The organism is Variovorax sp. ZS18.2.2, from assembly GCF_024701975.1.
Lineage (GTDB): Bacteria > Pseudomonadota > Gammaproteobacteria > Burkholderiales > Burkholderiaceae_C > Variovorax.
In genome coordinates, this window is the sequence record NZ_JANLNM010000001.1 from 99,526 (window position 1) to 118,464 (window position 18,939).

17 protein-coding genes are annotated in these 18,939 nt (G+C 67.7%); 12 read left to right on the forward strand and 5 right to left on the reverse strand.

Annotated elements, in window-relative coordinates; genetic code table 11:
* Nucleotides 1-7: 7 nt before the first annotated feature.
* From NU688_RS00500 to NU688_RS00510, 3 genes are read right to left on the reverse strand one after another with little or no spacing between them, the layout of a single operon-like run.
* A complete protein-coding gene (locus NU688_RS00500) occupies nucleotides 8-847 on the reverse strand; it encodes a BPSS1780 family membrane protein (protein ID WP_257858584.1) in 840 nt (279 codons plus the stop codon).
* Nucleotides 848-857: 10 nt separating this feature from the next.
* Nucleotides 858-1,907, reverse strand: coding sequence for a homoserine kinase (locus NU688_RS00505; RefSeq protein ID WP_257858585.1), 1,050 nt, complete (start codon nucleotides 1,905-1,907; stop codon nucleotides 858-860).
* A gap of 56 nt (nucleotides 1,908-1,963) precedes the next feature.
* Complete coding sequence (locus NU688_RS00510) at nucleotides 1,964-2,332, reverse strand: hypothetical protein (protein ID WP_257858586.1); 369 nt, start codon at nucleotides 2,330-2,332, stop codon at nucleotides 1,964-1,966.
* Nucleotides 2,333-2,429: 97 nt separating this feature from the next.
* Between NU688_RS00510 and polA the strand changes: the two genes are divergently transcribed.
* Genes polA through NU688_RS00525 form a run of 3 tightly spaced genes read left to right on the forward strand, consistent with a single transcriptional unit; the run spans nucleotide 2,430 to nucleotide 7,482 of the window.
* Nucleotides 2,430-5,243 carry a DNA polymerase I gene (gene polA, locus NU688_RS00515; RefSeq protein WP_257858587.1) on the forward strand — a complete coding sequence of 938 codons (2,814 nt, stop codon included), beginning with the start codon at nucleotides 2,430-2,432 and terminating at the stop codon, nucleotides 5,241-5,243.
* 36 nt (nucleotides 5,244-5,279) lie between these two features.
* A complete protein-coding gene (locus NU688_RS00520) occupies nucleotides 5,280-6,563 on the forward strand; it encodes a M20/M25/M40 family metallo-hydrolase (protein WP_257858588.1) in 1,284 nt (427 codons plus the stop codon).
* Nucleotides 6,564-6,579: 16 nt separating this feature from the next.
* Nucleotides 6,580-7,482, forward strand: a complete 903-nt coding sequence (locus tag NU688_RS00525; protein WP_257858589.1) for a LysR family transcriptional regulator — start codon at nucleotides 6,580-6,582, stop codon at nucleotides 7,480-7,482.
* Here NU688_RS00525 and NU688_RS00530 read toward each other — a convergent pair.
* Complete coding sequence (locus NU688_RS00530; protein WP_257858590.1) at nucleotides 7,479-8,090, reverse strand: FMN-dependent NADH-azoreductase; 612 nt, start codon at nucleotides 8,088-8,090, stop codon at nucleotides 7,479-7,481. The two genes, NU688_RS00525 and NU688_RS00530, sit on opposite strands and share 4 nt — an antisense overlap.
* Nucleotides 8,091-8,190: 100 nt before the next feature.
* On the opposite strand from NU688_RS00530, the gene NU688_RS00535 reads away from it, so the two are divergent.
* The 6 genes from NU688_RS00535 (at nucleotide 8,191) to NU688_RS00560 (ending at nucleotide 14,835) form a co-directional block, all read left to right on the forward strand.
* Complete coding sequence (locus NU688_RS00535; RefSeq protein ID WP_257858591.1) at nucleotides 8,191-9,615, forward strand: PLP-dependent aminotransferase family protein; 1,425 nt, start codon at nucleotides 8,191-8,193, stop codon at nucleotides 9,613-9,615.
* Between the two features lie 109 nt (nucleotides 9,616-9,724).
* Complete coding sequence (locus tag NU688_RS00540) at nucleotides 9,725-10,192, forward strand: carboxymuconolactone decarboxylase family protein (protein WP_257858592.1); 468 nt, start codon at nucleotides 9,725-9,727, stop codon at nucleotides 10,190-10,192.
* Nucleotides 10,193-10,198: 6 nt separating this feature from the next.
* Nucleotides 10,199-10,519 (forward strand): multidrug efflux SMR transporter, encoded by a 321-nt coding sequence (locus tag NU688_RS00545; RefSeq protein WP_257858593.1) that lies wholly within the window; start codon nucleotides 10,199-10,201, stop codon nucleotides 10,517-10,519.
* A gap of 44 nt (nucleotides 10,520-10,563) precedes the next feature.
* Nucleotides 10,564-10,920, forward strand: coding sequence for a DUF2946 family protein (locus NU688_RS00550; protein WP_257858594.1), 357 nt, complete (start codon nucleotides 10,564-10,566; stop codon nucleotides 10,918-10,920).
* Between the two features lie 122 nt (nucleotides 10,921-11,042).
* Nucleotides 11,043-13,232: a TonB-dependent siderophore receptor gene (locus tag NU688_RS00555; RefSeq protein WP_257858596.1), complete on the forward strand. Its 2,190-nt coding sequence runs from the start codon at nucleotides 11,043-11,045 to the stop codon at nucleotides 13,230-13,232.
* A 16-nt stretch (nucleotides 13,233-13,248) separates the two neighbouring features.
* The gene (locus NU688_RS00560) at nucleotides 13,249-14,835 is read left to right on the forward strand and encodes a PepSY domain-containing protein (protein ID WP_257858597.1); all 1,587 of its coding nucleotides are present in this window, start codon (nucleotides 13,249-13,251) and stop codon (nucleotides 14,833-14,835) included.
* On the opposite strand, the gene NU688_RS00565 is transcribed toward NU688_RS00560, so the two are convergent.
* A complete protein-coding gene (locus NU688_RS00565; RefSeq protein WP_257858598.1) occupies nucleotides 14,765-15,994 on the reverse strand; it encodes a D-amino acid dehydrogenase in 1,230 nt (409 codons plus the stop codon). The genes NU688_RS00560 and NU688_RS00565 overlap by 71 nt on opposite strands.
* Nucleotides 15,995-16,182: 188 nt before the next feature.
* On the opposite strand from NU688_RS00565, the gene NU688_RS00570 reads away from it, so the two are divergent.
* The 3 genes from NU688_RS00570 to NU688_RS00580 all read left to right on the forward strand — a co-directional run bounded on the left by NU688_RS00570 (nucleotide 16,183) and on the right by NU688_RS00580 (nucleotide 18,873).
* Nucleotides 16,183-17,073 carry a transporter substrate-binding domain-containing protein gene (locus NU688_RS00570; RefSeq protein WP_257858599.1) on the forward strand — a complete coding sequence of 297 codons (891 nt, stop codon included), beginning with the start codon at nucleotides 16,183-16,185 and terminating at the stop codon, nucleotides 17,071-17,073.
* 27 nt (nucleotides 17,074-17,100) lie between these two features.
* Nucleotides 17,101-17,865: an aspartate/glutamate racemase family protein gene (locus NU688_RS00575; protein ID WP_257858600.1), complete on the forward strand. Its 765-nt coding sequence runs from the start codon at nucleotides 17,101-17,103 to the stop codon at nucleotides 17,863-17,865.
* A gap of 108 nt (nucleotides 17,866-17,973) precedes the next feature.
* A complete protein-coding gene (locus NU688_RS00580; RefSeq protein ID WP_257858601.1) occupies nucleotides 17,974-18,873 on the forward strand; it encodes a dienelactone hydrolase family protein in 900 nt (299 codons plus the stop codon).
* The last annotated feature ends 66 nt before the right edge of the window (nucleotides 18,874-18,939 follow it).

Here is an 18,939-nt window from a genome sequence, read left to right on the forward strand (position 1 = left end):
GAGACGGTCAGTTCGGATCGAAGCTGTCGCGAAACGTGAACCAGGTCGAACTCAGCGACATCGCCGCCAGCACCAGCGCCGTGCCGATCATCAGGATGTTGCCGACCGCCACGGCCGCGCCGCCCGCGCCCAGCGCGCCGACGCCCACCAGCACGGTCGCGACCAGGCCCATCGCGATGCCGGCCAGCAAGAACACGCCGAACCACGCGAGCACGAACAGCGCATAGGCGCCGAAGTTGCGGAACAGCGCGACGATGCTGAAGAAGATGCTCTTGACCGGCTCCACGCGGTGCCAGTGCACCAGCGCCGGCGCGTGCCACATGGCCAGCGACAGCGGCAGGTTCAGGCACATCAGGAGCACGCGGGCCAGCTGGAAGTCGCTGCTGGCCATCACCTCGGGCGTGATCGCATCGTCCAGCAGGTAGGCGCGCATGAGCTGCCCGCCGTCGACCAGCGCGGTGACCATCACCGCGAACACGAAGTAGATCGCCGAGATCACGCCCAGCACCACCAGCGAGCGCCATTCGGTGCGCATGGCGCCGAACACTGCGACGAACATCGCCGAGCCCGTGGGACGCTGCGCATCGCCAAGCTGGCCCGCGCGGCCGAGGCCGTCGGCGTTGTCGTCGTAGGCCACCGAGGTCGCCACCATCAGGCCCAGCGTCATGAAGGGCAGGAACACAGGCGCGACGATGCTGCCGATGAGCGGCAGCACCGACACCGTCGAGATCACCGCCATCAGCAGGAAGAACAGCGAGATGAAGGCGAGCGGCTGCTGCCAGAAGGTCTTGAGTCCGGAGCGGACCCAGGCGGCGCCGGTTCGCGCCGGCACGAGGTTGAGTTTCATGGGGTCCGGATCATGCGGCCATGAGCGGCTCGAGAGCCTGCGCCATGGCATGCGGGTGGGTGGCGCGCCAACGCAGCACGCGCTCGAAGTGCGTGGGGTCGTGGGGCTTGAGCATGCTGGCCTCGCGCGGCAGGTGGAAGTCCCACAGGCGAGAGATCCAGAAGCGCAGCGCCGCGGCGCGCAGCATCGCGGGCAGCAGGGCGCGCTCGGAGGCGTTCAGCGGACGCACGGTTTCGTAGGCCGAGAGCAGGGCGTCGGCACGCGCCGCGTCGTGCACGCCGGTGGCGAGGTCGATGGCCCAGTCGTTCAGGCACACCGAGAGGTCGAAGAGCCAGGTGTCGGTGCCGGCGAAGTAGAAGTCGAACACGCCGGTGAGAAGCGGCGGCGAGCCGGGCTCGCCATCGGTCGCGAACATCACGTTGTCGCGGAACATGTCGGCATGCACCGGTCCGCGCGGCAGCGCCGCGTAGGCCGACGACTCGGCGATGTGGTTCTGGTAGGCGAGCTCGGCGCGCAAGAGCGTGGCCTGCGATTCGTCGATGTAGGGCAGCACCACCGGAACGGTCTCGTTCCACCATGGCAGGCCGCGCAGGTTCGGCTGGATGCGCGGGAAGTCGCGCGCGGCGATGTGCATGCGCGCCAGCATTGCGCCCAGTTCGGCGCAGTGCGCCGCGGTCGGGGCGAGTTCGCTGTGGCCCGACAGGCGCTGCACCAGTGCCGCCGGCTTGCCCGCCACGATATGCAGCAGCTCGCAGGGCGCGTTGGCGGGAACCGTCAGCGCGTGGCCCTTGGGGGCTTCCACGGCCGGGTCGGCCACGGGCTCCGGCACCGGCAGGCCGCGGGCCGCCAGGTGCTTCATGAGGCAAAGGTAGTAGGGCAATTGCTCGGCGCTGAGGCGCTCGAACAGCGTGAGCACGAACTCGCCGGACTCGGTGGTCGCGAAGTAGTTGGTGTTCTCGATGCCGCCCTCGATGCCGCGCAGGTCGCGCAGCGCGCCCATGCCCAGACGCTGGACGAGCGCGTCTGCCTCGCCGAACTCGACTTCGGTAAAAACTGCCATGGGGGGTGCTCAGCGAGGAGCCGGGGATGCGGTGGACGGGAACGACGACTGCACGGTCAGAACTTCATCACGTTCCAGACGCGCGCGCCGTTGCCGGTGGTGTTCGTGTCGCCCGAACCGGGGCGTGCGCTGCCGGGGTCGTTCGGCAGGACCTCGTAGCCCGGCATGTTCGACTTCGGCGTGACGTTGATGCTCTGCGTGCGGCCGCCGTAGCGGACTTCGTCGACCGAGGCGCCACTGTCTTCTGTATGGATGTGCTCGACCTTCTGGTTGCGCCGGCCGTCGGCCTGCTCCTGATTCTGTAGCGGCTCCGCCGGGGCCGGGGTGGCAGCGGGCGCGGGCTGCGCCTGCACGGTGGCGAAGGGGGCCGCAAAGGCCAGCGCCAGCAGGATGCGGCGGGCGATCAGGAGTGTGGAGCTAGGCATGCCTTGATTGTAGGCGCGCACCCGTTCCAGGGGTGTCGGCGCGCGGCGCATGGCGTCGTGGTTCTGCGCGCCGGTCCGGGCACGGCAAAATGGCCCGATGACCGACAAGAAAACGCTGCTGCTCGTCGATGGCTCGAGCTACCTGTACCGGGCCTTCCACGCCATGCCCGACCTGCGCGCCGTGCCCGGCGACCCGAAGAGCCCGGCCACCGGCGCCATCCGGGGAATGATCAACATGATGACGGCGCTGCGCCGCGAGGTGCGCGCCGACTACGCGGCCTGCATCTTCGATGCGCCCGGCAAGACCTTTCGCGACGACTGGTATCCCGAATACAAGGCCAACCGCTCGCCGATGCCCGACGACCTGCGAAGCCAGATCGACCCCGTCCACGAAGTGGTGAAGCTCCTGGGCTGGCCGGTGCTCAGCGTGCCCGACGTGGAGGCCGATGACGTGATCGGCACGCTCGCCAAGATCGCCGCCGCGCAGGGCGTCGAGGTGATCGTCTCCAGCGGCGACAAGGACCTGAGCCAGCTGGTCGACGAGCACATCACGATCATCGACACGATGAACGGCAAGAAGCGCGACATCGCTGGCGTGACGGCCGAGTTCGGCGTGCCGCCGAACCTGATGGTCGACTACCAGACGCTGGTGGGCGATACGGTCGACAACGTGCCCGGCGTCGAGAAGGTCGGCCCCAAGACAGCAGCCAAATGGCTGCTCGAATACGGCTCGCTCGATGCGCTGGTCGAACGCGCCGCCGAAGTGAAGGGCGCCGCCGGCGAGAACCTGCGCAAGGCGCTAGACAAGCTGCCCCTGAGCCGGCGCCTGGTCACCATCCGCACCGACTGCGACCTCGAGGGTCACGTCACCGGCCTGCCGTCGCTCGAAGGCCTGCCCGTCGGCGCGCCGCAGACCGAGGACCTCAAGCCCTTCTACGAGAAGTTCGGTTTCAAGAGTCTCGTCAAATCGCTCGAAGCACAGGCGGTTCCGCCCGAGCTGATCGAAGAGAACGCCAAGAAGAAGTCCGCCAAGGCCAACACCGACCAGGGCGGCCTGTTCGACGAGCCTTCGGACCTGAGCGCGCTCGACGCCGCCGCGCCCGCGAGCAACCTCAAGTACGACACCATCACCACCTGGGAGCAGTTCGACACCTGGCTCGCGCGGCTCGAAGCCGCCGAACTCGCGGCGATCGACACCGAGACCACCTCGCTAGACGAAATGGTCGCGCAGATCGTCGGCGTGAGCTTCAGCGTCGAGCCCGGCGAGGCGGCTTACATCCCGCTCACGCACAACTACCCCGACGCGCCCGCGCAACTGCCCATCGACGAGGTGCTCGCCAGGCTCAAGCCCTGGCTCGAGAACCCCGAAAAGAAAAAGCTCGGCCAGCACATCAAGTACGACCGCCATGTGTTCGCCAACCACGGCATCGAGGTGCAGGGCTACGCGCACGACACCATGCTGCAGAGCTACGTGCTCGAAGTGCACAGGCCGCACGGCCTGTCGTCCCTGGCCGAGCGCCACCTGGGCCGCAGCGGCATTTCCTACGAAGACCTCTGCGGCAAGGGTGCGCACCAGATCTCCTTCAGCCAGGTCGACATCGCCAAGGCCGCCGAATACTCGTGCGAGGACAGCGATCAGACCCTGGACGTGCACCGCACGCTGTGGCCCCAGCTCGAAGCCAACGAGAAGCTGCGCTTCATCTACCAGCTCGAAATGGATTCGAGCGAGGCGCTCTACCGCGTCGAGCGCAACGGCGTGATGATCGACAGCGCCACGCTGGCCGCGCAGAGCCACGAGCTCGGCACGCGCATCATGGCGCTGGAGCAGGAGGCCTACGAGATTGCGGGGCAGCCCTTCAACCTCGGTTCGCCCAAGCAGATCGGCGAGATCTTCTTCACCAAGCTGGGCCTGCCGGTGGTCAAGAAAACGCCGAGCGGCGCGCCCAGCACCGATGAAGAAGTGCTGGAGAAACTGGCCGAGGACTATCCGCTCCCCGCCAAGATCCTCGAGCACCGCGGCCTGTCGAAACTCAAGGGCACCTACACCGACAAGCTCGGCCAGCTGGCCAACCCGCGCACGGGCCGCGTCCACACGCACTATGCGCAGGCTGTGGCGGTGACGGGGCGCCTGAGCAGCAACGACCCGAACCTGCAGAACATCCCGATCCGCACCCCCGAAGGCCGCCGCGTGCGCGAAGCCTTCGTGGCACCCGCAGGCAGCGTGATCGCCAGCGCCGACTACTCGCAGATCGAGCTGCGCATCATGGCCCACATCAGCGGCGACGAGTCGCTGCTGCGCGCCTTCACCGAAGGCATCGACGTGCACCGCGCGACGGCGGCAGAGGTGTTCGGCTCCACGCCCGACCAGGTGTCGAGCGAGCAGCGCCGCTATGCGAAGGTCATCAACTTCGGGCTCATCTACGGCATGAGCAGCTTCGGCCTGGCGAAGAACCTCGGCATCGAGACCAAGGCCGCGGCCTCCTACATCGAGCGCTACTTCGCGCGCTACCCGGGCGTGAAGGTGTACATGGATGAGACGGTGGAGTTTGCGCGGGAGCACGGCTACGTTGAGACCGCGTTCGGCCGGCGCCTTTACCTTAGTGAAATCAATGGCGGGAATGGCCCTCGCAAAAAGGCTGCGGAACGGCAAGCCATCAACGCGCCGATGCAGGGCACGGCGGCCGACCTCATCAAGCTGAGCATGGTCAAGGTACAGAACGTGCTTGACGAAGAGAAGCGCGCCACCAAGATGATCATGCAGGTGCACGATGAACTGGTGTTTGAAGTGCCCGAGGCCGAAGTCGAATGGGTGCGCACCGAAATCCCGCGCCTGATGGCCGGCGTGGCGGCGCTCAAGGTGCCGCTGCTCGCCGAGATCGGCATCGGTCCCAACTGGGACAAGGCCCACTGACGAGACACGAGACAAGACCAAAGAAGAACCGCACCCATGAAATTACAGCCCCCCCCATTTCTGCTTGCGGCCGTTTGCGCCGCCTTCCTCGGCACCGCCTTCGCCGCCCCCGATGCCCGCATCGCCTCGCTCGCCGCCAAGGAAAAGCCCGCGCTGCTCGACACGCTGAAGGAACTCGTTTCCATCGAATCGGGCAGCCGTGACCTCGAAGGCCTGGAGAAGATTTCCGACCTCATCGCCGCGAAGTTCAAGGCACTGGGCGGCGAGGTCGAGCTGATCGATCCGAGCGCCGAGGCCTACCGCATGGACGACACGCCCGAAAAAATCGGCCGCGTCGTGCGCGCCACCTTCAAGGGCACGGGCACAAAGAAGATCATGCTCATCGCGCACATGGACACGGTCTACACCGTGGGCATGCTCAACCGGCAGCCGTTCCGCATCGAGGGCGACAAGGCCTACGGCCTGGGCATCTCCGACGACAAGCAGGGCGTGGCCGTCATCACCCACACGGTGGCGATGCTGCAGGCGCTGAAGTTCAAGGAATACGGCACGCTCACCGTGCTGATCAACGGCGACGAAGAAATCAGCTCGCCCGGCTCGCGCGCGCTTCTCACGCGCCTGGGCGGCGAGCACGATGCGGTGATGTCCTTCGAGGGCGCCTCCATCAAGGACGACAAGCTCTCGCTGGCCACCGCCGGCATTGCCTCGGTCACGCTGAACGTCACCGGCAAGGCCTCGCATGCGGGTTCCGCGCCCGAGCTGGGCGTGAACGCGCTCTACGAGCTGTCGCACCAGATCCTGCAGATGCGCGACCTCTCCGATCCGGCCACCGGCCTCAAGATGAACTGGACCATCTCCCGCTCGGGCAGCAACCGCAACGTGATTCCGGCCGCAGCCACCGCGGGCGCCGACGTGCGCGTGCTCAAGGTGGCCGACTACGACCGCATCGAGCAGCAGGTCAACGAGCGCGTGAAGAAGCAGCTGATTCCCGAAGCCAAGGTCGAGCTGAAGTTCGAGCGCCGCCGCCCGCCGCTCGAAGCCACAGCCGCCTCGGTCGCGTTCGCCAAGCATGCGCAGACGATCTACAAGGACGAGCTCGGCCGCCCGCTGGGCGCCGACGACAAGGCCGCCGGCGGCGGCACCGATGCCGCCTTCGCTTCGCTCAAGACCAAGGCGCCAGTGGTCGAGCGCTTCGGCCTGCAGGGCTTCGGCGCGCACTCGGCCGATGCCGAATACGTGCTGGTCGATTCCATCGAGCCGCGCCTGTATCTCGCCACGCGCATGGTGATGGACATCGCACGCGGCAAGACCGGCAACTGATTCCCCTGGCCCCTCCATGCGGCTGCGTCACATCGAGGTCTTCAACGCGATCATGCTGACCGGCAGCGTGAGCGCGGCCGCGCGGCTCATCAACATCACGCAGCCGGCGGTGAGCCGCACCTTGCAGCATGCGGAGTTGCAGCTGGGCTTTCCGCTGTTCCAGCGCGCCAAGGGACGGCTTTCGCCGACCACCGAGGCGCTCACGCTCTACCCGCACATCGAGCGCCTGTTCGCGCAGCTCGACGAGGTGCAGCGGCTGGCCGCCAACCTCAAGGCCGGCAGCGACACGGGCGAGCTGCGCATCCTCAGCGTGCTCGCGCTGAGCTACGAGATATTGCCGCGCGCGCTCAAGGCGTTTCGCGAAAAGCATCCGGGCTATGCGATCACCGTCGAGTCGCTGCATTCGCCGCAGATCATGTCGGCGCTGCTGCTGCAGGAGGCCGACGTGGGCTTCGCCTTCAGCCCCGTGGTGCATCCCTCGCTCACGCAGGAGACGCTGGCCGACAGCCGCATGGTCTGCATCGCGCCCAAGGGCATGTTGCCGCGCGCGCTGGTGCGCAACGGCTCGGTGGCGCTGCATGACTTGGTCGATCGCCCGGTGATTGGTCTCGATAGCCGCGACCCGGTCGGCACGAGTCTCAGCCAGGCCTGCCGGCAGGCCGGCGTCGGCTTCCAGCAGGCAGTGGTGACGGTGCAGACGTACCACGCGGCGCTGGCCATGGCGCACCACGGCCTGGGCGTCGCGCTGGTCGATGGCTGCACCGCGCGTTCGGCGGACCGCGAGAAGGTCGATGTGCTCACGCTTGAGCCGCACATCCCGGTGCCGGTGCGCGCGCTGCGCTTCACCGGCCGGCCCGATTCAGTGGCGGTGCGCGGCATCACGCGCTGCATGCAGCAGGCGATCCAGGAAGCGCTTTAGACGCGCGGCAAGAAATACGACTGAAGCGCCTCGTCGGCCAGCGCCCTCGACTTCTCGAGGATTTCCGGCCCCAGGCCCGTTCCCTGCACCGAGAAGAAGTGCAGGTCCTTCAGCCCGATCTGGGCCAGGATGACCGTCAGGTACGGCGTCAAAAAATCCGGCTGCCGTGCGTACTCCCCGGAAAAACTGCCGCCTGAAGCGATGGCGATGAAGACAGGCCGGTCGCGAAGCGTGCCGACCTTGCCGCCCGGGCCCGTGTTGAAGGTGCGGCGCGCCCGCACGACGTGATCGATCCACGCCTTCAACGCCGAGGGCACGCCCAGGTTGTGCATCGGTGTTCCGATGACCACGGCATCCGAATCCTCCAGCTCCCGGATCAGTTCGTCGGACTGGGCCATGGAGCCGCCGTGCGCGATCTCCGCCGTGGCCGAGTGCTGGCCGAGCGCGTAGTTCGCGTCGATATGGGGCAGGGCGTTGCCGCCGATCACCCGGTTCATCACCGTTGCAGCCGGCTCGCGACCCATGAGGCGCGCGACGATTTTTCGGGAGAGCCGGTAGCTCTCGGAGGCTTCCCCGCGGGAGCTGCAGACGACATGCAGGATCTTCATTGCGACCACTTCCAGTTTCTTGTGAAGGAAGAAGTCTAGGAAGCACATGGCCTATGTCATAGAGCCATGAATGAAGATTGGGGCTGGTCCATAATTTGGCATGACGACCGCCGGCAAGCCCACCTCCATCTCGCCCCTGGACCCCACGGCGGCCGAGCCTTACTACCGCCAGATCTACGAGCGATTGCGCAGCGCCATCGCCAGCGGCTTGCTCAAGCCGGGCGACCGGATTCCCTCTGCACGCGCGTTGACCAAGGAGCTCGGCCTGGCCAGAGGCACCATCGACACCGCGTACTCCCTGCTGACCGCCGAGGGCTACATCCAGGCCCGCGGCCAGGCGGGCACCATCGTCACGCCGGGCCTCAAGCCGCGCACGCCCGTGGCCATGCCGTCGCCCGTGATCGACACCGGGACTTCTTCGATCGGCTTTCGCCCGTATTCGATCCTTCCGTTCCAGATGGGCTTGCCCGCGCTGGACGAATTTCCCCGAAAGATCTGGGCGCGCCTCGGTGCGCGGTGCGCGCGGGCCATGCAGCCATCGGACATGACGCATCCCTCCGTCTACGGGCAGCCCGCGCTGCGTGCGGAAATCGCTGCCTACCTGCAGGTGTCGCGCGGGATCCATTGCGCGGCGTCGCAAGTGTTCGTGACCTCGGGATACCGTCACTCCATCGAGCTGATCGGTCTCGCGTTGCTGAAGGCGGGCGACCGCGTCTGGCTCGAAGACCCGGGTTATCCGCCCACGCGGGAATTGCTCGCGCACATGCAGATCGCCTCCGTTCCGGTGCCGGTCGACGCGGACGGCATGGTCGTTGCCGAAGGCGTCCGGTCGGCGCCGCGTGCGCGCATGGCCGTGGTCACGCCGGCGCACCAAAGCCCGCTGGGCGTGTCCCTGTCCCTGCAGCGGCGCCTGGCGCTGCTGGACTGGGCGGGGCGGAACAACGCATGGATCGTCGAGGACGACTACGACGGCGAATACCGCTACGTGAGCCGCCCCCTGCCTGCGCTCAAGAGCCTGGACCGCGACGGGCGCGTGCTCTATGCGGGCACCTTCAGCAAGGTGCTTTTTCCGAGCCTCCGGCTGGCTTATCTCGTGGTGCCGGAACCGCAGGTCGAGCGCTTCGAGCAGATCATCCAGACCTTCGCCGGGGGCAGCCCCGAACTCACGCAGTCCATCGTCACGGCCTTCATCAAGGAGGGCCACTTCGCGCGTCACATCCAGCGCATGCGCAAGCTCTACGCCGAGCGCCGCGAGGCGACCAGCGCGGGCCTGGCAAGCGTGCTGGGCCAACGCGTGCGCATCGACGCACTGCCCGGTGGCATGCACCTCATCCTGCGGCTGACGGGCCGCCAATCGGACCGCAAGCTCATGCTGCGCATGCGGGAAGACGGCCTCTTCGCGGAGGCGTTGTCGGAATGGCAGCAGATCGGCAAGGGCGCCTCGGCATTGCTCGTCAACTTCACGAACATCGACTCCCGGGCCACGGCCGAGAAGCTGGGCAGGCGCATCCTGGCCTTGATGTGAATCGAAAAATCATGGCCTAGGACCAGATGCCATTCTTGGCTCTTCTGAGCTGGACCAAGATCTCCGACGATGGAGTCCTTCTCAATCAGCAAACACACAAGGACTCCCCATGAGCAATCGCATCGACTACGCCAAGGTTTCGCCCGACGTCTACAAGGCCTTCGGCGGGGTGTATGTCGCCGTCCAGAAAAGCGGCCTTCCCAAGCAACTGGTCGATCTCGTCTACCTGCGGGTGTCGCAGATCAACGGCTGCGCCTACTGCATCGACATGCATTCGCGCGACCTGCTGAAGTCCGGTCTCGCGGTCGACAAGCTGGTGCTGGTGCCGGTGTGGCACGACGCGGGCGCGGTGTTCAGTGCACGCGAACGCGCCGCGCTCGCCTGGGCAGAAACGGTGACGCGCGTCGCCGAGACCGGCGTTCCCGACACCGACTACGAAGCCGCCACCGCCGAATTCGGCGACAAGGAACTGGCCGATCTCACCTATGCGATCAGCCTGATGAACGCCTTCAACCGCTTCGGTGTCACCTTTCGCTCGACGCCCGCAGCCACGGTTGCTGCGGCGGCTGCGGCCTGACGCGCCATGGCATGGACACTGCTCGGCATCGCCGGGCTTCTCGAAATCGTCTTCGCCTTCGCGATGAAGTCGTCCGAAGGCTTCACGCGGCTGGTGCCCGCGCTGTTCACGGTGGGTGCCGGCCTGTCGAGCGTGGTGCTTCTGGCGCTCTCGATGCGCACGCTGCCGATGGGCACGGGCTACGCGGTGTGGACCGGCATCGGCGCGGCGGGCACCGCGATCGTGGGCATGGTGGTGCTGGGCGACTCCGCCGCGCCTATGCGGCTGCTGTGCATCGCGCTCATCCTGGCGGGCGTGATCGGGCTCAAGCTGGTCACGGTCGACTGACGAAGGGAAGGGGCGGGCATCGCCCCGCGCCATAATCCGGCGCCATGCACGTCCTTCGAACCCTCTGCTTCCTGCGCCGCCTGGCGCTGGCATGGTTCATGGCCTCGTTGCTGGTCGCGGGGGCTTCGCCCCTGGTGAACCCGCAGGCGATGGAGCTGGTGTGCTCCGCCACCGGCAGCGTCAAGCTCGTCGTGCAGGGCGACGATGGTCCCACCGAGATGGGCATGGCGGCGATGGACTGTCCGCTGTGCATGGTCTCCGCGCCACCGCCTCCCGCCGCGCAGGTGGCGCTGCCCACGCCGCTGCCGCTGGGCCGCGCGCTGCAATCGATTCCCGCTGCCCGCATCGCGGCAGCCACGGCCTCGCCGCTGCCGGCGCGCGGGCCGCCCGCGCTCTCCTGAGCTCCCGCACTTCCTCCACCTGACGTCGCTTTTGGGCGCGCGGTGGATCTTCGGTCGTTCCGCGGCCGGCGCTGCGTTGTCGCCCCTGTCGGGCTTGCGCGCGCCGCCGCCAGAGAGATTCCATGTCCCGTATTCCTTCCGCCCCCACGCTGGGGCTCGCGGCCCTGTTCGGCGTCGCCTGCGCACCCGGCCTCGCCATCGCGCAAGAGCCCGGTTTGGCCGGCGCGGCCGCACGGTCGCTGCCGCAGGTCGAAGTGACCGACGAGGCGCCAAGCCCCAACGGCCGGCTCGACCTCGACACCCCCTCCGACACCGCCAGCCGCCTGGGCCTCACGCCGCGCGAGACGCCGGCCTCGGTCACCGTGGTGAACCGCTCGGTCATCGACGCGCGCGGCGCACAGAACACGCAGGAGATCCTGCGCGCCATCCCGGGCGTGACCGCGCACGACGCGCCGGGCAACATCGGCGTGAGCTACCGCGGCTTCGGCGCCGGTTCGATCGGCCAGCTCTTCAACGGCATCAACGTGCAGTATTCGATTGCCGCCCGGCCGGTGGACAGCTGGATCTACGACCGCGTCGAGGCCATCGGCGGGCCGTCGAGCTTCCTGTTCGGCTCGGGTGCGCTGGGCGGCTCGATCAACTACATCACCAAGGCGCCCGAACGCAGCGACTTCGCAGAAGCGCGGCTGCGCCTGGGCACGCGGCACCTGCAGGAAGCCTCCTTCGGGCTGAACCGCCGCGTGGCCGGCGATGGCGGCGCGGGCAGCCACTACGCGCGCATCGACGTGAACCACCGCGATGCCAACGGCTGGACCGACGGCACCGGCAGCCGCTCCACGCAGCTCGCGGCCTCGCTGCTCTCGGACCTGGGCGGGGGGCTGAAGCACACGCTGGCCTACGAGTTCCAGGACGAGAACGTCGACCGGCCCTACTGGGGCACGCCCGTGCTCAACCCGGCGGCCGGCACGATGCGCATCGACCCCGGCATCCGCTTCAGGAACTTCAACAGCAGCGACGGGCTCTACGCGCAGCGCGTGCAGTGGCTGCGCTCGGTCACCGAATGGCAGGCCACCGATGCGTTGCAGCTGAGGAACACCTTCTATGCCTACGACGCGCTGCGCGACTACCGCAACGTCGAGAGCTACCGCTACAACCCGGGCAACACCGCGGTGATCCGCTCGGGCGCGTTTTTGCAGCGGCACGACCAGGACGTGTGGGGCAACCGCGTCGAAGGCATCTACAAGGGGCAGATCGGCGGGCTGAAGAGCGACTGGTCCTTCGGCCTGGACTTCAGCGTGAACCGCCAGACGCGCTTTCCCAACAGCCTGACCGGTACGGTGAGCACGGTGAACCCGTATGCCTTCACCGTCGAGCGCTTCTTCGAGGTGAAGGGCATGGTGCCGGGCTTCCGCCCCGACCGCGACAACAAGGTGCGGGCCACCGCGCTCTACCTGGAGAACCGCACCGCGCTGCTGCCTTCGCTGCACCTCGTCACCGCGCTGCGCCACGAGCGCATCGACCTCGACCTTGTGAACCGCCGCACCTTGGATGCAGCGAACCCCGCCAGCTTCCACCGCGGCTACAAGCCCACGACCGGACGCATCGGCCTGGTGTGGGATGTGGCGCCGGGCGCGAGCCTGTATGCGCAATACGCGACGGCGGCCGACCCGCCTTCGGGCGTGCTCTCCACCGCATCGTTCGCCGACGTGCGCAACAACAGCGAGCTCACCACAGGGCGGCAGGTGGAGGTCGGCACCAAGCTCGATTTCTGGCAGGGCAAGGGCACGGCCACGCTTGCTGCCTACAGCATCCACCGCAACAACATCGCGACGCAGGACCCGAACAACAGCACGCTCACCGTGCTCGTGGGCGAGCAGTCGTCCAAGGGCGTGGAGCTGGCGCTCGGCCTGCAGCCGACGCGGCAATGGTCGCTGCAGGGCAACCTCACCTATGTGGATGCGCGCTACGAGCGCTTCACGCAGGGCGGCGTGTCGCTCGCGGGCCGCACGCCGACCAACACGCCGGCCATGGTCGCGAACCTCTGGGTGTCGTATGCATTCACGCCCCGCCTGGAGGCCAGTGTGGGCGTGCGGCACGTGAGCAAGGTGTACGCCGATGCGGCGAACACCGCGAGCTGGCCGGGCTACACGCTGCTGGACCTCGGGCTGAGCTGGAAGGTCAGCAACACCGTCACCGTGGTCGGCCGCATCCGCAACGCGACAGACCGCATCCACGCGGTGAACGTCGGCAGCACCTTCGCCTACCTCGGCGCGCCGCGCACGGCGGACGTCTCGCTGCGCGTGGCGTTCTGACCCAGGGAGCGATGCCATGCATGCCAAACGCTGGTTGTTCCTCGTCCACCGCTGGCTGGGCGTGGTCGTCTGCGCCTTCTTCGCGATGTGGTTCGTCTCGGGCGTGGTGATGATGTACGTGGGCTACCCGAAGCTCACCGAGGCCGAGCGGTTGCAGCATCTGCCGCCGCTTGATGCGACAACGGCGACAACGCCGTTGCTGGGACCTCGGCAGGCGCTCGATGCAGCCGGAATCGCCGGACCCCTGCGCGAGCTGCGGCTGGCAGCGGCCAGCGGCGGGCGCGCGGTCTATCTGGCGGTGCCTGCACGCGAGGCCGAAACGGGCCGGCGCCGCATGCCGCCGGGCAGCGGAACGGTGGTGATCGATGCAGAGACCGGCGCCGTGTTGCGCGACGTGGACCGCGCCCGTGTGTTCGCGAGCGCACAGGCGTATGCGGGTGTCGGCGTGCCGCTCGACTACCGCGGTGCCATCGGCGAGGACGCCTTCACCCATTCGCGCGGGCTCGACGCCCATCGCCCGCTGCACGTCGTCGATCTCGGCGATGCAGAGGCCACGCGGCTCTACGTCTCGGGCAAGACCGGCGAGGTGGTGCGCGATGCGCCGCGCGCCGAGCGGCTCTGGAACTACGCGGGCGCGTGGATCCACTGGCTGTACCCGCTGCGCGGCACGGGCCTGGACCGCTACTGGGCGGACATCGTCAACTGGCTCTCCATCGTCGGCATCGCCGTCACGCTGACCGGCACGGTGGTGGGCGTGATGCGCTGGCGCTTCCGGCGAACCTACAAGAGCGGTTCGCACTCGCCGTACCAGGGCTTCATGATGCGCTGGCATCACATCACCGGGCTGCTGTTCGCGCTGGTGACTCTGACGTGGATCTTCAGCGGGTTGATGTCGATGAACCCGTGGCGCGTGTTCGACACCGGTGCGCCGGCGCTGCGCACCGAGGCGATGAACGGCGGGCCGCTCGTGGTCGCCGCAGAGGACGCGACGCCCGCCGCGCTGCTGACCGCCACGGGCGGCGGCGTGCGCGAACTGCGCTGGGTGCGGGTCGCAGGGCAGACGCTGGTGCTTGCGAGCACAGGCAACGGCCGGCCGACGGTGCGCGATGCGCAGAGCGCCCGGCCGCACACGCCCGACCCCGAGGCCCTGCGCACCGCGGCCACCCGCCTTCTACCCGATGCGATCGAACGCATCGACGTCCTCACCGCCTACGACAGCCACTACTACACCCGCGAGCCGCACACCATGACGGGCGGCACCGACAAGCCCTTGCCCGTCTGGCGCGTGGTGTTCGCCGACGCGCATGCCACCTGGGTGCATGTCGATCCGCACACCGGCGCGGTGATCGGCCGCTCCGACGACCTTCGCCGTCTGAGCCGCTGGCTGTTCGCGATGCTGCACAGCTGGGACTGGCTGCCGCTGCTCGACCACCGCCCCGTGTGGGACGTGCTGCTCGTGGCGCTGAGTCTCGGTGGCGCGCTGCTGAGCCTGACCGGCGTGGTGATCGGCTGGCGGCGCCTGGGCCGCAAGCTCAGGGCGTCGGTGCGGAAGACGCCACCAGCGCCTCGGCGACCCGCAGCGCGGAGCCGAAGGCCAGCGTGAAACCCAGCGCGCCGTGGCCGGTGTTGAACAGCATGTTCGACGGTGCGCTGTCAAGGCGCCCGATGATCGGCAGCCCCTTCGGCGTCGCGGGCCGCATGCCGGTCCACGGGTGCAGCTCTTCGAGCCGGCTCGCATGCGGGAAGAGGGCGCGCGTGGCGGCTGCCAGCGTCTCGATGCGCGTTGCCGGAATGCTCGCGTCGTGCCCCACCAGCTCGGCCATGCCCGCCACGCGCAGGCGCGAGCCGATGCGCGCGAACACCACCTTGCGGGCGCTGTCGGTCACGTTCACGGTCGGCGCCGCGCCCGGCGAAGGATCGACCTCCACCGTGATGCTGTAGCCCTTGAGCGGGTACACCGGCAGGTACGCGCCCAGCGCCCGGCCGAGCTTGTGCGAGGCCGAGCCCAGCGCCATCACGAAGGCGTCGGCCTCGATGTCGCCGTGGCTGGTGTTCACGGCGGCTATCCGATGCCCGTTGCGCGCGAAGCCATGCACATCGGTGCCCAGCAGGAAGCGAACGCCGCGCGCACTGAGCACGCGCATCAGTTCAGCACACACCTTCAGACAATCGGCCGCGCATTCGCTCGGTGTGTAGACCGCGCCCGCCATCTGCCCGCGGTAGCTCGCCAGCGCGGGCTCGATCGCGATGCACTCGTCGGGCGTGACGATGCGCTGCTCGCTGCCCATGGTGCGCTGCAGCTCGAGCTGCGCACGCGCGCCGTCGAGCGAGGCCGAGCTCGCGTACAGCACCAGCTTGCCGGTGGCGGAAAAGTCGCAGTCGGGTGCGATGTCGGCCTGCATGGCCTCGAACTCCGTGCGGCTCGATGCGGCCAGCGCCAGCAGCTTCGCCGTGGTGTCGCGCGAGGTCTGCGCGTTGCACGCCGCGAGAAATTCCATGCCCCAGCGCCATTGCAGCGGGTCGAGCTGCGGCCGCAGCTTGAGCGGGGAGGTGGGCGAGAGCAGCAGCTTGGGCAACTGCTTCCAGATCGACGGATCGGCCAGCGGCTGCACATACGAGTAGCTCAGTTGCGCGCCATTGCCGCCGCTCGCGCCGGCGCCGGGCGCCGCGCGGTCGATCACCGTGACCTGATGGCCCCGGCGTTCGAGCTGCCAGGCGGTGGCCAGGCCCACGATGCCGGCACCGAGCACACACACATGCATGAAGGCAACTTTCCGGAGTGAAGACAAAAGACGGCTTGACTGTAGAGGCGCCCCGCACCGCCCGGAAATGCCAAAAGAGCCCCCGCCCATAACCTTTGGGCATGACCCCGGGGTTATTTGGAATTGTCGCGATGTGTCACTCCTTCTTACACTGCGCTTCTGTTCAATCCAACCGAATGAAGGCTCGAATGAAACTCTCCGTCCTGATGGCATCCATGGCTGCCGCGGTGCTCTTCACCGCCACCGGCGCGCAAGCCGCCGACACGCTGGCCAAGATCGCCGAGTCCGGCAAGATCTCGCTGGCCTACCGCGAGTCGTCGGTGCCCTTCAGCTACCTGGACGGCCCCAACAAGCCGATCGGTTTCTCGGTGGAACTCTCCAACGCCGTGGTCGAAGCGGTGAAGAAGAAGCTGAACAAGCCCAACCTGCAGGTCTCGCTGATGGCGGTCACTTCGCAGAACCGCATTCCGCTGATCACCAACGGCACCATCGACCTGGAGTGCGGCTCCACCACCAACAACAGCGCACGCGGCAAGGACGTGGCCTTTGCGGTCAATCATTTCTACACGGGCACGCGCCTCTTGACGAAGAAGTCCTCCAAGATCAAGGACTACGCCGACCTCGCGAAGAAGACCGTGGCCAGCACCACCGGCACCACCAACGCACTGGTCATGCGCAAGTACAACACCGAGAAGAATCTGGGCATGGACATCGTGCTCGGCAAGGACCACGCCGATGCGTTCCTGCTGGTCGAGAGCGACCGCGCCGTCGCCTTCGCGATGGACGACATCCTGCTGTTCGGCCTGATCGCCAACTCCAAGAACCCGGCCGACTACGAAGTGGTGGGCGAGTCGCTGCAGGTCGAGCCCTACGCCTGCATGCTGCCCAAGGACGACCCGGCCTTCAAGAAGCTGGTGGACGACACCTTCATCAACATGATGAAGAGCGGCGAGTTCGAGAAGCTCTACACCAAGTGGTTCATGCAGCCGATTCCGCCGAAGAATGTGCCGCTGAACCTGCCGATGAGCGATCAGCTCAAGGAAAACTTGAAAGCCTTCAGCGATAAGCCAGCGACCTGATCCGGGCGGAGCAAAGAGAGAAAAGACATGGTCGCAGCAACGCAGGTCGTCGGCATCCTCGGGGGCATGGGCCCCGCGGCGGGTGCCGACTTCGTCCGGCTCTTCGTGCAAGCCTGCGCGCAACAGATGCGCGCACGCGGCGAGCCGGTGCGCGACCAGTCCTTTCCCGAGCACTGGCTCGCGCAGGTGCCGGTGCCCGATCGCACCGGCGCGCTGGCTTCGGACGCGAGCGGCGCCCACCAGCCGCTCGAGCCGATGCTGCAGGCGCTGGGCCGGCTGGCCGCGCTCGGCAGCCGGGCCGTGGCCATCGCCTGCAACACGGCGCATGCCTGGCACGCGAACCTGCAGGAGCGTTTTCCGCAGGTCGAGCTGCTGCACATGGCGCGCGAGACCGCGCAGCAACTGGCCGCACAGGGCGCGACCGAGGTGGCGCTGATGGCCACCGAAGGCACCTACCGCGTGCGTCTTTACGAACAGGCGCTGGCCGAAGCGGGGCTTGGCTGCCATGTGCCGCTGGCCGACGAGCGCCAGACCATCATGCGCGGCATCTTCGACGGTGTGAAGGCTGGCAACATGCCGCTGGCCGCGCAGTGCTTCTCCGAGGTCGCGCTGCGGCTGGCCGAGCGGCACGGGCCCGTCACCATCATCATGGGCTGCACCGAGGTGCCGCTGGGGCTTCAGGGCTCGGTGGCGGTGGCTGGGCTGAGCCTGGTCGATCCGGCGCAGGTGCTGGCGGCTGCGCTGGCCCGTCGGGCGTACGGCGCGTACGGCGTATCGCCCCGACCCCACTGAAATCCCGGTCATAGAGGCGGGCGTCGATTTCGCCTACATTGCGGCGTGCGTTTTTCGCGCAACGCCCCTTGTCCGACGAATTCCGACGATTCAACTGGAGCCCTCCCCATGCCCGCACTCGACGACAGCCGTTCCGACTTCGATTCGCTTCGCCCCGGCGACAGCACCGAGCAGGGCGCCACGCGCCGTACCGCCCTGAAGGCCGCCATCGGCGTTGGCTACGCAGCCGCCGTGATGCCGGTGGTGGCGCAGACTGCCATCGCGACCTCGGCCGAAGGCCTGAAGGCCGGCCCCATCAAATACACCGTCAACGGCTTCGAGGTGCCGGCCTATGCGGCCGCACCGGCCGGCAAGACCGGCCTGCCGGTGATTCTGGTGATCCAGGAAATCTTCGGCGTGCACGAATACATCGCCGACACCTGCCGCCGCTTCGCCAAGCTGGGCTATCTGGCCATCGCCCCCGAGCTCTATGCGCGCCAGGGCGATCCGCGCGGCTACACCGACATTCCGAAGCTGCAGGCCGACATCGTCAGCAAGGTGCCCGATGCGCAGGTCATCGCCGACCTTGACGGGGCGCTCGCCTATGCCAAGGCCAACGGCGGCGACACCAGCAAGGCCGGCATCACGGGCTTCTGCTGGGGCGGGCGCATCACCTGGCTCTACGCGGCCACCGGCAAGGTCAAGGCCGGCGTGGCCTGGTATGGCCGCCTGGTCGGGCAGGCGAGCGAATTGACGCCCAAGCACCCCGTCGACATCGCCGCCAGCCTGCAGGCGCCGGTGCTCGGCCTCTACGGCGGAAAAGACCAGGGCATCCCCCTTGACACGGTTGATAAGATGAAAGCTGCTCTGGCCAATGGGACTGCGGCGGCCAAGGCATCCAGCTTCGTCGTGTATCCCGAAGCAGGCCACGCGTTCCATGCCGACTACCGCCCCAGCTATGTAAAGAGCGCGGCGGACGACGGCTGGCAGCGCGCCACAGCCTGGTTCAAAGCCAATGGCGTCGCCTGACGACGGCGCCTTGTAGCCACTCTCCGCCGAAGGCCGTCCTGTGTGACGGCCTTTTCCTTTTTATGA